This window comes from Streptomyces bobili, from assembly GCF_002154575.1.
GTDB lineage: Bacteria > Actinomycetota > Actinomycetes > Streptomycetales > Streptomycetaceae > Streptomyces > Streptomyces bobili.
Genome location: NZ_MUBA01000038.1, coordinates 1 through 14,850 on the forward strand (window position 1 = coordinate 1; position 14,850 = coordinate 14,850).

The following is a 14,850-nucleotide window of genomic DNA, read 5'->3' on the forward strand; positions in this document are numbered from 1 at the left end:
TCCGCGCCTCGCGGACGCGGCGGATGCGCACCCGCATCCGCCGCGTCCGCGAGGCGCGGATCGGACGACGCGACGCGCGGACCGGACAACGAGGTGACGGCTGAGCTGCCGCAGCCGCCGGCGCCCGCCGGGGCCGCGGACGAGACCGCCGTGCTGCCGCCCGTGCGCGGGGCGAACGCCGAGGACGAGACGGCCGTACTGCCGGCCGTGTCCGGGGAGCACCCGGGCGACCGGGTGCCGCCGGGGTACTTCCGTGACGAGCGCGCGGCGGGGCCGGACGGGACCGAGGACCGTACGCGGGAGCTGCCGCAGGTCGACGAGTCGGGCGCGCCCCGTCGGCGGCCACGCTCCGACTGGGCCGAGGAGACCCCGCTGGACGACCTGCCGTCACTGGCGGACGAGCTTCTGGGCCCGCACCGTGACGACGACGACCGCGACGACAACCGCGGCGAGGGCCGGGGGCGGGGCCGGCGGCGCTGACGCCCGTGACCGCCGGGCCGGATTGTCAGTGGCTGCCCGCACAATGGAATCGGCAAGGCGCAGGCTGATCCGCCACCATGGACCGACCGGCGGTGCGGACGTGAACGTGACGGAAAGGCGGCGTGACCCATGACCGTGTGGGACGACCTCGTCGGACAGGAGAAGGTGAGCGATCAGCTCGCCGCCGCTGCCCGGGACGCCGACGCGCTCGTCACCGCGACCACGGCCGGGACCGCGCCGCCCGAGGCGTCGAGCATGACGCACGCCTGGCTGTTCACCGGTCCGCCCGGCGCGGGCCGGATCCAGACGGCCAGGGCCTTCGCCGCCGCGCTCCAGTGCGTGAGCCCGGACCGGGCGCTCGGCGGGATCCCCGGCTGCGGCTTCTGCGACGGCTGCCACACGGCACTCGTCGGCACGCACGCCGATGTCTCGACGGTGGCCGCCGTGGGCGCGGAGATCCTGGTCAAGGACATGCGGGACACGGTCCGCAAGTCGTACACCTCCCCCGCGACGGGACGCTGGCAGGTGATCCTCGTCGAGGACGCCGAGCGGCTGAACGAGAAGTCGGCCAACGCCGTCCTCAAGGCCGTCGAGGAGCCTGCCCCGCGCACGGTCTGGATGCTGTGCGCGCCCTCCATCGAGGACGTCCTGCCGACGATCCGCTCCCGCTGCCGGCACCTGAACCTGCGTACGCCCTCGGTGGACGCGGTCGCCGACATGCTCGTCCGCCGGGAGGGCGTCGAGCCGGCCGTCGCCGCGTCCGCCGCCCGCGCCACCCAGGGACACGTCGACCGGGCCCGCCGGCTGGCCACCGACCCGGCGGCCCGCGAGCGCCGCGCCGCCGTGCTGAAGCTGCCGCTGCGCGTCGAGGACGTCGGCGGCTGTCTCAAGGCGGCGCAGGAACTCGTCGACGCCGCCGCCGAGGACGCCAAGCAGCTCGCCGAGGGGCGGGACACCAAGGAGACCGACGAGCTGAAGGCGGCGATGGGCGCGGTGCAAGGCGGCCGCATGCCACGCGGCACGGCGGGCGTGATGAAGGACCTGGAGGACATGCAGAAGCGGCGGCGCACGAGGACGCAGAGGGACAGCCTCGATGTCGCGCTCACCGACCTCACCGCCTTCTACCGCGACGTCCTGGCCCTCCAGCTCGGCTCCCGCATCGCCCTCGCCAACCTGGACGCCGAGGACGCCCTGGAGCGGCTGGCCCGCGCCGGCACCCCCGAGTCCACCCTGCGCCGGATCGAGGCGATCGCCGCGTGCGGCGAGGCCCTCGACCGGAATGTGACTCCGCTGCTGGCGGTGGAGGCGATGACGATGGCGCTCAGAGCGGGCTGAGGGTCCGCCCGGTGGGCGGCTGCCAGGTACGGAGCATGGGCGGTGCGTCCGCCCGGTGGGCGGCTGCGGGGACCGAGCGGATTGACCGGGTCACTCGTCCGTGGCAGTTGGCGTACGTGCCGCATTCATTCCGTTGCACAGAGTTACGCTCGCTGGATGCACACCAGGCGCTCCCCCCACAGGTTCCGTACCGGCGTCACGCTTGTCTCCTTCGCCGCCCTGCTCGTCTCGGCCTGCTCCTCCGGAAGCTCGACCAGTACCGCCAGCCCCGCGGCGGGCAGAGCGGTACTGGCCGCGCTGCCGCAGGCCACGCCGTCCGCGCTCGTGCCGTACTACGGGCAGAAGCTGAGCTGGCGCGACTGCGGCGTCCCCGGATTCCAGTGCGCCACGATGAGGGCGCCCCTGGACTACGCCCACCCCGGCGCCGGTGACGTCCGGCTCGCCGTCGCCCGCAAGAAGGCGACCGGTCCGGGCAAGCGGATCGGCTCGCTGCTGGTGAACCCGGGCGGGCCGGGCGGCTCGGCGATCGGCTACCTCCAGCAGTACGCCGGCATCGGCTACCCCGCCCAGGTCCGTGCCCGCTACGACATGGTCGCCGTCGATCCCCGCGGAGTGGCCCGCAGCGAGCCCGTGGAGTGCCTCGACGGGCGCGAGATGGACGCCTACACGCAGACCGACGTCACCCCCGACGACCAGCGCGAGACCGACGAACTGGTCGACGCCTACAAAGAGTTCGCCGAGGGCTGCGGGGCACAGTCGCCGAAACTGTTGCGGCACGTCTCCACTGTCGAGGCGGCCCGTGACATGGACATCCTGCGCGCGGCCCTCGGGGACCGAAAGCTGACGTACGTGGGGGCGTCGTACGGGACGTTCCTCGGGGCGACCTACGCGGGGCTGTTCCCGAAGCAGGTCGGGCGGCTCGTGCTGGACGGAGCGATGGACCCGTCGCTGCCCTCCCGCCGGATGAACCTGGACCAGACGGCGGGATTCGAGACGGCGTTCCGGTCGTTCGCGAAGGACTGCGTGCGGCAGCCGGACTGCCCGCTCGGCACGAAGACGGCGCAGGTCGGCAAGAACCTCAAGGCGTTCTTCGACCGGCTCGACGCCCGCCCCCTGCCCACCGGCGACGCGGACGGCCGCAGGCTCACCGAGTCCCTCGCCACCACCGGCGTGATCGCGGCCATGTACGACGAGAGCGCCTGGGAACAGCTGCGCGAGGCGCTGACCTCGGCGATCCGGGAGAACGACGGCGCCGGACTGCTCGTCCTCTCCGACAGCTACTACGAGCGGGACGCCGAGGGCGGCTACGCCAACCTGATGTTCGCCAACTCGGCCGTGAACTGTCTCGACCTGCCGGCCGCCTTCAACGGCCCCGACGAGGTCCTCAAGGCGCTGCCCGACTTCGAGAAGGCGTCCCCCGTCTTCGGAGAGGGCCTCGCCTGGGCCTCGCTGAACTGCGCATACTGGCCGGTCGCGCCCACCGGCGAACCGCACCGCATCGAGGCGAAGGGCGCCGCCCCCATCGTCGTCGTCGGCACCACCCGTGACCCCGCGACCCCCTACCGCTGGGCCCAGTCCCTGGCCCGCCAGCTCTCCTCCGCCCGCCTCCTCACCTACCGCGGCGACGGCCACACCGCCTACGGCCGCGGCAGCTCCTGCATCGACTCCACGATCAACGCCTACCTCGTCCGAGGCACGCCTGTGACGGACGGAAAGCGCTGCTCATAGGCCTGCTGCCGGGCTGCGCCGCCCCTGGAGCGGAGGGCTCCTGGGGCGGTTCGGAGCACCCCCGGAAACTGTGTAGACTTACCGTCGTTGCTGACCGCACCATGGTGCGCACAGCGCGCCGCCTTAGCTCAGCTGGCCAGAGCAACGCACTCGTAATGCGTAGGTCTCGGGTTCGAATCCCGAAGGCGGCTCTGTGAAAGCCTCAGGACTCACTCGCCGTGACCTGGGGCTTTTGCTTTTTTTCGGGCGCTGGTCAGAACTTGGCGACGTGGACTTCCGGGCCGTACGGACCGTGGAGGTCCTCAGGGGCCGTGGCCCGCGGTCAGCGTCGGCGGTCAGCGGGTGACCGTGAACTCGGATGTGCGGGGCGTGAACTCCGTGTCGCCGTCCTTGGCGGTCGCGAGGGTCGAGATGTGCCAGGTGCCTTCGGCCAGCTCGGCCGCCTCCGCCTTGGTGACCTTGAGCGTGTAGGTGCAGCGGGACGCCGTGTCAGAGGTGCTTTTGCAGGTCGCGTTCTCCGTGGACCTCATTTCCGTCGCGGTCGGGTCGAGTCCCGAACTCGCCGGCCAGGCCAGGACCTTCAGGCCGCGGATGCCTGAGTCGTCGTGGACGTCCGCGGTGAAGGTGAGGGAGCCGGTCAGGTCGGCGGACGGCGGGACGTAGCGGGCCGAGGTGTTTTCGACGGTCAGCTTCTTGGCCGTCTCGGTCGAGGCGATGGCGAGGCCGGCGGCGGCGACTCCGCCGAGGGCCACGACGCCGACGATCGATGACACGAGAACGCGCTTGGACATGGAAGATCCCCCTGAAGTGGTGGTGGAAGGCGACGAAGGGAAGGGAGCAGAGACACGCTCAGGTGCTTGGACGAGCCGGCCGCCGGTCCCTTCCTCGATGTGATCGAGCCTAGGCTCGCCCGGTCCGGTGGTCCTCGGGCTGCGGGATGAACGCCGTCTCGAACCGGAGGTAGAGAGCGGCTCCGTGCCGCCCATCTCCCTCTGTATCGCAGGGAGGAGAGGGAAATCCGCCTCCAGCCGGAGGGAGCCGTTCGCCTGCGCGCATAGCGTGGGTCAGTCATGAATCGAACCGACGACCGGCTGCTCCCGGTCCTGCTGATCTGCGTCCAGGCCGCGGTGTGGCCCGGGGTGGAGCTGGTGCGCGGGGACGTACCGCCCGCGTCCGCGCTCCTGGTGGCCGTGCTGGTCGCGGGGCCGGTGACGGCGGCTCTCGCGCTCCGCCGGGCCCGGCCCGTGGTGGCTCTCATGCTGGTCGCCGCCGCCTGTGCGCTGGGCGCCGGGCCGTTGCCCGTCGGCGCGATGGCTGTCCTCGGGACCGCGGGGGTCGCGCTGGCCCTGTTCACGGTGGCGACCGAACGCGACACCTTCACCGCCGTGCTGTGCGTCGTCGCGCTCGCCGCCTGGCAGCTTCTCCAGAACCTCAGCCTGCACGGGCTCAGCGACCGCGACGGGCTCGACCTCGTCCTGACCGCCCTGCTGTACGCCACCGCGTGCGGCACCGGTCTGCTGGCGCGGCGCACGCGTCGCGCGCGAGGGACGGCCGAACGCATGCTGCGGCGCGCCGAGGCCGAGCGCCACCGGCTGCCGGCGGTCGAACGGCGTCGTATGGAAAGGGAGTTGCACGACGTCAGCGCACATCATCTGACGGCCGTGGTGGTCACGGCGGGAGCGGCGCTAGGGCTGCGCGACCGTCGCCCCGAACTCGCGGAAAAGGCCCTGGAGTTCGCTGCCGAGACCGGGCGGGAGGTGACGCGCGCGCTGGGTGCGGTGCGGGCGCCGGCTCCCTCGCGCGAGGAACCGGCGTCCCCGGAGGAGCGGTTGCGGGCGCTGGTCGCGGGGTTTCGCCGACTGGACCAGCGGGTGGAGTACGAGAGCGACCCGCTGCCGGACGGTGTCGTGGCGGACGCGGCGTACGGCATCGTGCGCGAGGCGCTCACCAACGTCGCCCGGCACGCTCCCGGTGCCGCGACGACGGTCCGTTGCCGGTACGGCGACACCCGCACCGAGGTCGTGGTGACGAGCGCGGCACCGCCGGCCGGTGCCGCGGCGCATGGCGCGGGTCTCGGCTCGGGGCGCGGCCAGGGCTTCCTGCGGTCCCGGGCACGGGAGGCCGGCGGCACGCTGACCAGCGGTCCGACGGCCGAGGGGGGCTGGGAGGTGCGGGCGATGCTGCCCGGCCGTTCCGCCGCGCCGGTGGAGGCGTCGGTGCCGCGGAGCTACCGTCTCGCCCAGGTGACGGCCGCGGTCGGGCTGTGCGTGCAACCGCTGCTGCCGGTGCTGGTCGTCCGGTCGGAGACCACGTCGAGCGGGTCGCAGGTGTCGGCAGGCGTGCTGTTCGCGCTGCTGGCGGCGGCCCAGGCCGTCGCGCTGCTGTGGCTGCGGCGGGCGCCGCGCGCCGCACAGTACGTGCTGCTCGGTCTGGCCCCGTTGTGGCCAGTGGCGATGGCACTGGGGGAGTACACAGGGCCGGTCCTGCTGCCGCCCGCGTTGGGCATGCTCGCCACGTGCGTGGCGCTCGCCGCGGACGCGGACGCAGACGCGGGTGCAGGTGCAGGTGCAGACGCGGATACAGACACAGACACAGGTGGAGACGCGGACTCGGACGCGGCCGTGCCGGCTCGTGGCCGGCGCCCGCGGCGGCCCTGGGCCATCGCGTCGGCGGCCGTCGCCGTACACGCCGTCGCGATGAGCGTCGCCGTCCTGGACCGTGGCACGGAACTCCCCGACTGGACGGTCCCCGTGGGCGCGACGGCCGGGGTGGCGCTGGTGATGGGCGCGGCCCGGTGGGCGGGAGCCGTGCGCGGGCGGCGGGACCTGGCCGCCCGCGGAGCGCGGGAGGAACGTATCGCCGCCTGGACCGAGGAGGCCGTACGGGATGCCTGGGCCGAGCGGCGCCGGATCGCCGCCGGTCTGGAGACCACGGTGCTGGCGCGCGCCGCCGACATGGTCGCGGAGGCGGAGGCGGGCCGCCTCGACACGGCCGCCGATCGTGCCCGCGAGGCGCTCACCGCGATGCGTGCGCTGCTCGACACGGTCCGGGCGGGGGAGCCGGGGCCGAACGGACCCGAACTGCGGCCGCAGCCCACCCTCCAGGCGCTCGACCTGCTCGCCCGGCAGTGCCGGGCCACCGGCCGAGAGGTCGAGATTCGGCTCACCGACCGGGTGCCGGAACGGCTGCCCACCGCCGTGGACCTGGCCGCCTACCACGCCGCCGAGACGGTACTCGCGGTCGGCGGGGAGGAGCCCGCGGTGCTCGAACTCGACGTCGACGGCGACACGTTGACCCTGACGGCCACCGGTGTACCCCGCGCCGGCCGTCCCGCCGTACGGCAGCGGCTGGCGGCGCGGGTCGCGGCGCTGGGCGGCGACCTGACCACGGAGGAACCGGGCGCGGTACGCCTCCGGTTGCCGCTCGCGGGGGCGCGGGTTCCCGACCAGGCCGGCCGGCGCGGCCACGAGGAGGGAGCGCGATGAGTCTCAGGGTGCTGGTCGTCGACGACCAGGGCGTCGTACGGGCCGGGTTCGCCGCCGTCATCGACGCCGAGGAGGACATGGCGGTGGTCGGCGAGGCCGGTGCGGGCGCCGAGGCGGTGCGGCTCGCCGGGGAGCTGGCACCCGACGTGGTCGTCATGGACGTACGGCTGCCGGAACTGGACGGCATCGCCGCCACCCGGATCATCACCGGCCGGGAGAACGCGCCCCGGGTACTGGTACTCACCGCCTTCGACCTCGACGCCTACGTCTTCGAGGCCCTGCGCGCCGGCGCCTCCGGCTTCCTGCTCAAGGACGTGCCGGCCGCCGAACTCCTCCGCGCGATACGGGTGGTGGCCGCCGGGGAGAGCGTGCTGACCCCGGCGGCGACCCGCCGTCTCATCGGCCACTACGCGTCCGGAACGCGCCCCGGGTTCAGGCCGGGAAGCGGCTCCCGCGAGCCGGCCGGCCTGACCGGCCGCGAACGGTACGTCCTCACCCTGGTCGCCTCCGGACTCGACGACGCGGAGATCGCCGGGCAGCTCGGCATCACCGCCGGCACCGTGAGGTCCGACGTCGACGCGCTGCTCCGCAAACTCGGACTGCGTGACCGGGTGCAGGCGACGATCCTCGCCTACGATCTCGGTCTCGCCCGCCCGAACCTGCCCGGCACCCACATCTGACCGGCCACTGCCTGCCCGCCTACTCGACAAGGAGTCCAGCCGTGCCCCGTACCGGTACCGGTTCAGGCCGATCCCTTCCCCGCCGACTGCGCCACGTGCTCGGTGACGTCATCGCTCTCGGCTACCTCGCCGTCTGTGCCGGCCTGCTCGTGTGGGCGATCGTGGTGACCGCGGCCGACGACTCGGGCGAGTCCATGGCGGGCGTGATCCCGCTGCTCGCCACCGCACCGGGGAGCCTGCTGTTCCTCGCGCTGCCCGAGGGCGGCGGGATGCTGCTTCTCGCCGTCGTGCTCGGCGCGCTGATCAACGCGACGGTCATCGGCTGGTGCTCCCGCGCGCTGCGCCGCGGCGGCGGGCGCGGGACGACGGCTTCCTGACCGGGGATGCCGAGAGAGAACGCGTGGCCACCGTCTCTTCAGAGACCCGCATCCCCCTCCCCCGAGCGGGGCACGACCAGGCCGGTCTCGTAGGCGACGACGACCGCCTGCGCACGGTCCCGGAGGCGGAGTTTGGCGAGGATGCGGGCCACGTGCGTCTTCACGGTCGCCTCGCTGAGGCGGAAGAGGGCGGCGAGTTCCGCGTTGCTGAGACCGCCGCCGAGGGCCTGGAGGACCTCCCGCTCCCGTGGGGTGAGGACCGAGAGGTCGCGGTGCAGGGCGGCCGTACCGGAGCCGTGGGCGACGAAGCGTTCGACCAGGCGGCGGGTGATCGCGGGAGAGAGCAGCGCGTCGCCGGCACGGGTCAGACGAACGGCCGCGACCAGGTGTTCCGGGGTGACGTCCTTGAGGAGGAAGCCACTGGCGCCCGCGGTGAGGGCGGCGTAGACGTAGCGGTCCAGGTCGAACGTGGTCAGCATGACGACGCGGGGCGGCGGGTCGGGCACCGCACCGGACAGAATGCGCCGGGTGGCCTCCAGGCCGTCCGTGCCGGGCATGCGGATGTCCATCAGCACCAGGTCGGGGCGGGTGCGGTGGACCGCCTCGACGGCTTGGTCCCCGTCGGCGGCCTCGGCGACGACGTCGATCCCGTCGGCCGCCAGGATCATGCCGAAGCCGGTGCGGACCAGCGCCTGATCGTCGGCGATCACGACGCGGAGCGGCGGTTCGGTCGGTGGTCCGGCCGACGGCTCGGTCATCGGCTCGGTCATCGGACCGGTCGGCGGCTCGGTCATGAAGGTTCCCCGGTCGGGAGGACCGCGTCCACGCGGTAGCCGCCGGTGGGGCGGTCGCCCGCGCTGAGGGTGCCACCGTGCAGGGTCACGCGTTCGCGCAGGCCGGTCAGACCGCGGCCGGTGCCGGTCCGGGCCGACGGGGACGCCGCCCCGCCGGTGTCGGTCACCACCACGTGCAGGGCGTCGGGAGTGTGCTCCAGGACCACCCGGACCGTGGCACCCGCCGCATGTTTCACCGTGTTCGTCAACGCCTCCTGCACCACTCGGTACGCGGCGAGGCCGACGCCCGCGGGCAGCGGCACCGGGGTGCCGGTGACGGTCAGTTCGACGGGCACGCCGGTGGCGCGGACCCGGCCGACCAGCGCCGGGACCTGGGCCAGACCGGGCTGCGGGGCCAGCTCGGCATCGTCCTCCGCGCCCGCGCCCGCGCCCGTGCCCGCGCCGGTCTCCGGCTCCTCCCCGGCCGGCGTCAACAGGCCCATGACCTGCCGCAGTTCGGCCATCGCCGTGCGCCCGCCCGCCTCGACGGCCAGCAGCGCCTCACGGGCGCGGTCGGGCGCGGCGTCCATCACCTTGCGGGCCGCGCCCGCCTGGATCACCATCACGCTCACATTGTGGGTGACGATGTCGTGCAACTCCCTTGCGATGCGGGCCCGCTCCCGGTCCAGTGCGAGCCGGGTCGCGGCCTCCTGCCGTACCTCCAGGGCGTGCACCCGCTGCTTCCAGACGTGGGTCGCGTTGGCCCCCAGTCCCACGCCGACCAGCAGCAGGAAGGGGACCACGCCGGGAGTGACGTACGGGAAGTTCTCCTCGGCGAACGCCGCGATCAGACCGGCGCCCGTGAGTACACCGACGAGCGCGCGCAGCCGGTGCGGGCTGTAGACGGCGGCGCTGTACGCGGCGACCACACAGGACAGGAAGGTGTAGACGGTCGTGTCGCCCGCGCCCAGACGCTGGTTGAACAGCAGCGTCGTGACGATGACGGCTCCGAAGGCGGTCAGCGGGTACCGGCGGCGGGCGGCGAGGGGCAGGGCGGTCAGCGCGGCCAGGACGATCTGCCAGGGTTCGAGGTGGCCTACCGGACCGAGGTCGGGAACCCAGCCCGCCGGTGGCGGCGGGGGCACCGGGACCGGTACCGGACCCTCCACGAGGGGCGTTTTTCCCGGCGGTACGACCATGCTCGCGTCGCCCTGTCGTACGGCGGTGCCCACCGTGCAGACCGCCAGCACGAAGGCGAGGATCACGTCGGCCGTCCACATCCACCGGGACGGCCGCGGCAACGGCCCTGGCCCCACGGCAAGCGGCGACGCCGACGCACCGGACCCACGCCAGGTCGACGCACCGGACCCCCGTAGCGCCGAGGCCGCCGACCTCCGTAGCAGCGTCAGGGCGGACCGCCACCGGTCCGCCGTCCCCGTCCGTGTCGCCCCCGCAGCCCCCCCCATGCGCTCAGTCTCGCAAGCGCCCCGGTACGCCACATCCCTCCCGGTGCCGAGGGCGGCTACATCGTCCGCGTACATCGCGGGGATGACCCGCGCGCGAGGTCCGCCCACCGCGGCAGCGGGTCTCGCCGTCGCGGGCGACGACCCCGGCCCGGTCCCCTCCCTAGCGTCGGGGCGATCCGTCGACCACAGCCCTCAGGAGACGTCGTGACCCCGACCGCACCCGCCGTCGCACCGACCGCACCCGTCATCGACCTGCGAGGGGTGAGCAGGAGGTACGGCGCGGGGCCGCCCGCCCTCGACGACGTCACGCTGAGCGTGCGGGCGGGCGAGGCGCTCGCCGTCGTAGGGCCGTCCGGCAGCGGCAAGTCGACGCTGCTCAATCTCGTCGCAGGTCTGGACCGGCCCAGCGCGGGCAGCGTCACGGTCGGCGGGGTGCGGGTGGACGAACTGAACGAGACCGGCTCGGCGCGCTACCGGCGGGACCGGATCGGCATGGTCTTCCAGTTCTTCCACCTGCTGGACGACTTGACCGTGCACGACAACGTGCTGCTCCCCGCCCAACTGGCCGGGATGCCGCGGGCCGAGGCGCGGGGACGGGCGGCGGAACTGCTGCGGCACCTCGGCATCGAACGGCACGCCGCCGCCTACCCCGGCCTGTTGTCCGGCGGTGAGCGCCAGCGGGTCGCCGTCGCCCGCGCACTGATGAACCGGCCCGTGCTGCTGCTGGCCGACGAGCCGACCGGCGCGCTGGACACCGCCTCCGGCGAGCAGGTCCGTGAGCTGCTCACCGGGCTGAACGCGGACGGCCAGACGATCGTCCTGGTCACCCATGACCTCGCGCTGGCCCGGTCCTGTGCGACGAGGACGGTGGAACTGGTCGACGGGCGGGTCGCCCGGGACAGCGGGAACGTGCCGGATCACCGCCAGGCGATGACCTCATGAGCCCCACAGGACTCAGGCCCCCCACCAGACTCAGGAGCCCCCTCGGCCGGGTCGTCCGCGCCGGAGTGGCCCGCCGGCGCGTCCAGACCGCCGTGATGGTGCTGACCACCCTCATGGCGGTGACCGCGTCCGTCCTCGCCGTCGGCCTGCTGGTCGCGGCGCGCGCCCCCTTCGACCGGGCCTTCGCCGCACAGCAGGGGGCCCATCTCACCGGGCAGTTCGACGGTACGAAGGTGACCGCCGAGCGGCTCGCGCGGACCGCCGACGCGGCCGGGGTCGCGGCCGTGGCGGGCCCGTTCCGGACCGTCCCCGTGCGGGCGCGGACCGCCTCGGACAGCGCTGTCCTCCCGGCCGGCGTGGATCTGCCGCCCTTCACCGTCGTCGGCCGGGCGGATCCCGGCGGCCCGGTCGACCGGGTCCGGACGGTCGAGGGCAGGTGGGCGACCGGGCCGGGCGAGATCGTGCTGGCCGACGGCGCGCTGCCCGCACCCGTCGGCGCACGGCTCGCCCTGCGGACCGCGCCGGGCGCGCCCACCCTGACCGTGGTCGGCATCGCCCGCTCGGTGACCGGCACCGCCCAGGCCTGGGTGGCCCCGGCTCAGGCCGAGACGCTGACGGCGGCGGAGGGTACGGCCGCCGGGTACGACATGCTCTACCGCTTCCGCCAGGCGGAGACGGACGCCGATGTGGCCGCCGGCCGCGCCGCGATCACTGCGGCCGTACCGCGCGACGCGCTGAGCGGATCGCGGTCCTACCTCACCGTCGAGCAGGAACGCACCGCCAACGCAAGGGCGTTCGTCCCCTTCCTGGCCGCCTTCGGCGTGCTCGGGCTACTCCTGTCGGTACTCGTCGTCGCCATCGTGATCAGCGGTGCGGTCGGCGCGGCCACCCGCCGCATCGGCATCCTGAAGGCCCTCGGCTTCATCCCGGCGCAGGTCGTCCGCGCCTACGTCGGCCAGGCGCTGCTGCCGGCGGCGGTCGGCTGCCTCCTCGGGCTGGCCCTCGGCAACGCCCTGGCCGTCCCGGTCCTCGGCGAGGTCGGTGAGGCCTTCGACGCGCCGGTGACGACGATCCCCCTGTGGATCGACGGCGTGGTGCCCGCCGGGGCCCTGCTCCTGGTCGCGGGCGCGGCCCTGCTGCCGGCGTTGCGCGCGGGCCGCCTGCGCACCGTCGCGGCGCTCGGGGCCGGCCGCACGGAGGGCGGGAGACCAGGGTCGGCCCGGTCGGCGAGGCGGCTCACGGGACGGTTGCCCCTGCCCCGCGCGGTCGGCCTCGGCCTGGCCGACCCCTTCGCCCGGCCCGCCCGTTCGGGCACCATGGCGGCGGCCGTCGCCTTCGGCGCCGTCTGCGTCACCTTCGCGGTCGGGCTCGCCCTCTCGCTCGGCGTCGTCCAGGAGGGCCGCATGCTCAACTCGGCCGGCTCGGTCGTCGTACAGACCGGGGGCGGGTCCGGTCCGCCCGGTGCCCAGGTGGTGCACGCGGGCGGGGAGGCGGAGACGCCGAAGGCCGATCCGGAGAAGGTCGCCGCGGTGCTGCGGGCGCAGGAGGGGACGGGCCGGTTCTACGGCACGGCCGGCGCCGAAGTGAGCGTGCGGGGCATCACCGGGGCGACCGCCGTGGTGGCGTACCAGGGGGACTCGGCGTGGGGCGCTCCCCGGACGGTCTCGGGCCGCTGGCTCGGCGGTCCGGGGGAGGCGGTCGTCACTAAGCGCTTCCTCGACGCCGCCGGCGTCGCGGTCGGGGACACACTGCGCCTGACGGAAGGGGGACGGCAGGCCTCGGTGCGGATCGTCGGCGAGGCGTTCTTCACCGAGGGCGAGGGCATGGCACTCCTCACCTCCACCTCCACCCTGGCCGACCTGGGACTGGACGCGCGACCCGGCCGCTACGACGTGCAGACCGAAGCCGGCACGGACCTCGCCCGTTATCTCGGCTCGCTGCGAGGCGAACTGGAGGGCGTGGGCGCCGTCGCGCAGGCGAGCACCGAGGACTCGTCCAGTGTGATCGTGGCCATGGACGCGCTGATCGGGATGCTCACCCTGATGCTGGTGGCGGTCGCCGGCCTGGGCGTTCTCAACACGGTCGTCCTCGACACCCGGGAACGCGTCCGTGATCTCGGCATCCTCAAGGCCCTCGGGATGACACCGCGGCAGACCGTCGCCATGGTCGTCACCTCGGTCGCCGGAACCGGCCTGCTCGCGGGCCTCGTCGCGGTTCCGGCCGGGGTCGCCCTGCACCACTGGATCATCCCGCTCATGGGCGACGGCGTCGGCATGAACCTGCCCACCGCGGCCGTCTCCGTCTACGACCCCCAGCACCTGATCCCGCTCGCCCTCGGCGGCCTGGCCATCGCGGTGGCCGGCGGCCTGCTCCCGGCGAGCTGGGCGGCGAGGACGGACACGGCCACGGCTCTGCGATCCGAATGAGGCGCCTTGCGAGGTCCGCCGCGCAAACGCACGCGCTCGCTGGGCGGGGTTCGACGGGGTTCGACGGGTTCGGCGGGGTTCAACCGCCGCCGGTCAGGAGCCGAGGCGCGGGCCCCGGTCGGTCACCTCCGCCGGCCGAGGCCCACACGCGCCTCCGGATCCGGCCGCGGCGGCGACACTCCCCCGAGCAACGCGTTGTACGCGCGCACCGTCGGGCCAGATCCGATGTTGTGATCACATCAGGTCGCACCAACTAATCGCTAACATGTGGCCAACGGTTCTCCGCCTCATCGCAGCCGTCGTCGTCGGCGTCGTCGCAGGTCGTCTGGCTCGAAGTCGCCGGGGGAGCGCGGGAAGCAGCCGGAACGGTAGCGGATTCCTGCGGGAACCGGCAGAGACAGGATGGCGGAATACCGACGTGCCGGGGGCGGAAATCCGCCAGACCGGTGGGGTGTACGCCGTGGGGCGCGACCGGAGACGGACGTGCGGAAGGGCGAGGGTCGGCGTGATGCGGCGGTACGGGCTGCGGTTCGGACTGCTGGGCCCACCGGTCCTGTACGACACCGTCCCGGTTCCGGATGACAGCGACCCGGTGGCCTACGACGCCGGTCCGGTTCCGTACGACGCCGTTCCGGTCCCGTACGACGGTGACCCGGTTCCGTACGACGCCGTTCCGGTCCCGTACGACGCCGTCCCGCGCAGCATCCGCAGCCCCAAGGCGCGTGCCCTGCTGGCCGCTCTGCTGCTCGACGCGGGCCGGATCGTCCCGGTCGAGTCGCTCAAGGAGGTGCTGTGGGGCGGCGCGCCGCCCGCGTCCGCGCATGCGTCGCTCCACAACCACGTCACCCGGCTGCGCCGCATGCTCGACGACCCGGCGCGGCTGCGTACGGTGCCGCCCGGCTACCAACTCCGCATCGAGCACGGGGAGCTCGACGTCCACGTGTTCGAGCACCACCTCGCCACCGCACGCGATGCGCACGCCGCCCACGACTGGGAGCGCGTGGCCGACGTGAGCGCCTCCGCGCTCGCCCTGTGGCGGGGCACCCCCCTCAGCGGACTCCCCGCCGAACTCGGCGGCTACGCCTTCACCCAGCGCCTGCGGGAGGCCCGCCTGCTGCTCCTGGAATGGCGCTACGACGCCCAACTCGCCCTCGACGA

General features: G+C 73.9%; 11 protein-coding genes, 1 tRNA gene and 1 pseudogene. 10 read left to right on the forward strand and 3 right to left on the reverse strand.

The window, feature by feature from the left end; all coding sequences use genetic code 11:
* The 4 genes and pseudogenes from BZL64_RS03580 to BZL64_RS03595 all read left to right on the forward strand — a co-directional run.
* Positions 1–480 (forward strand): annotated as a pseudogene (locus tag BZL64_RS03580) (dTMP kinase); the annotation flags it as partial.
* 129 nt (positions 481–609) lie between these two features.
* Positions 610–1,815 carry a DNA polymerase III subunit delta' gene (locus tag BZL64_RS03585; protein WP_086766058.1) on the forward strand — a complete coding sequence of 402 codons (1,206 nt, stop codon included), beginning with the start codon at positions 610–612 and terminating at the stop codon, positions 1,813–1,815.
* 156 nt (positions 1,816–1,971) lie between these two features.
* Positions 1,972–3,543: an alpha/beta hydrolase gene (locus BZL64_RS03590; protein ID WP_086766060.1), complete on the forward strand. Its 1,572-nt coding sequence runs from the start codon at positions 1,972–1,974 to the stop codon at positions 3,541–3,543.
* 117 nt (positions 3,544–3,660) lie between these two features.
* A tRNA-Thr gene (locus BZL64_RS03595) sits at positions 3,661–3,734 on the forward strand.
* Between the two features lie 144 nt (positions 3,735–3,878).
* Here the strand turns inward: BZL64_RS03595 and BZL64_RS03600 are convergent.
* Positions 3,879–4,334, reverse strand: coding sequence for a DUF5707 domain-containing protein (locus tag BZL64_RS03600; protein ID WP_086766063.1), 456 nt, complete (start codon positions 4,332–4,334; stop codon positions 3,879–3,881).
* Positions 4,335–4,613: 279 nt separating this feature from the next.
* On the opposite strand from BZL64_RS03600, the gene BZL64_RS03605 reads away from it, so the two are divergent.
* The 3 genes from BZL64_RS03605 to BZL64_RS03615 are packed head-to-tail and all read left to right on the forward strand — an operon-like array spanning position 4,614 to position 8,085.
* The gene (locus tag BZL64_RS03605; RefSeq protein ID WP_086766065.1) at positions 4,614–7,028 is read left to right on the forward strand and encodes a sensor histidine kinase; all 2,415 of its coding nucleotides are present in this window, start codon (positions 4,614–4,616) and stop codon (positions 7,026–7,028) included.
* The gene (locus BZL64_RS03610) at positions 7,025–7,708 is read left to right on the forward strand and encodes a response regulator (protein ID WP_086766067.1); all 684 of its coding nucleotides are present in this window, start codon (positions 7,025–7,027) and stop codon (positions 7,706–7,708) included. Before BZL64_RS03605 ends, BZL64_RS03610 begins: the two co-directional genes overlap by 4 nt.
* 41 nt (positions 7,709–7,749) lie before the next feature.
* Positions 7,750–8,085 carry an SCO4225 family membrane protein gene (locus BZL64_RS03615; protein WP_086766069.1) on the forward strand — a complete coding sequence of 112 codons (336 nt, stop codon included), beginning with the start codon at positions 7,750–7,752 and terminating at the stop codon, positions 8,083–8,085.
* Between the two features lie 38 nt (positions 8,086–8,123).
* Here BZL64_RS03615 and BZL64_RS03620 read toward each other — a convergent pair whose 3' ends face one another.
* A complete protein-coding gene (locus tag BZL64_RS03620) occupies positions 8,124–8,843 on the reverse strand; it encodes a response regulator (RefSeq protein ID WP_086766077.1) in 720 nt (239 codons plus the stop codon).
* Between the two features lie 32 nt (positions 8,844–8,875).
* Positions 8,876–10,138: a sensor histidine kinase gene (locus BZL64_RS03625; protein ID WP_244205162.1), complete on the reverse strand. Its 1,263-nt coding sequence runs from the start codon at positions 10,136–10,138 to the stop codon at positions 8,876–8,878.
* A gap of 390 nt (positions 10,139–10,528) precedes the next feature.
* On the opposite strand from BZL64_RS03625, the gene BZL64_RS03630 reads away from it, so the two are divergent.
* From BZL64_RS03630 to BZL64_RS03640, 3 genes are all read left to right on the forward strand, one after another.
* Positions 10,529–11,266, forward strand: a complete 738-nt coding sequence (locus BZL64_RS03630; protein WP_086766073.1) for an ABC transporter ATP-binding protein — start codon at positions 10,529–10,531, stop codon at positions 11,264–11,266.
* A complete protein-coding gene (locus tag BZL64_RS03635; RefSeq protein ID WP_086766075.1) occupies positions 11,263–13,692 on the forward strand; it encodes an ABC transporter permease in 2,430 nt (809 codons plus the stop codon). The genes BZL64_RS03630 and BZL64_RS03635 overlap by 4 nt, the downstream gene beginning before the upstream one ends.
* A 508-nt stretch (positions 13,693–14,200) precedes the next feature.
* Positions 14,201–14,850 (forward strand): AfsR/SARP family transcriptional regulator (locus BZL64_RS03640; RefSeq protein ID WP_208639351.1); only part of this gene is annotated, 650 nt, incomplete at its 3' end.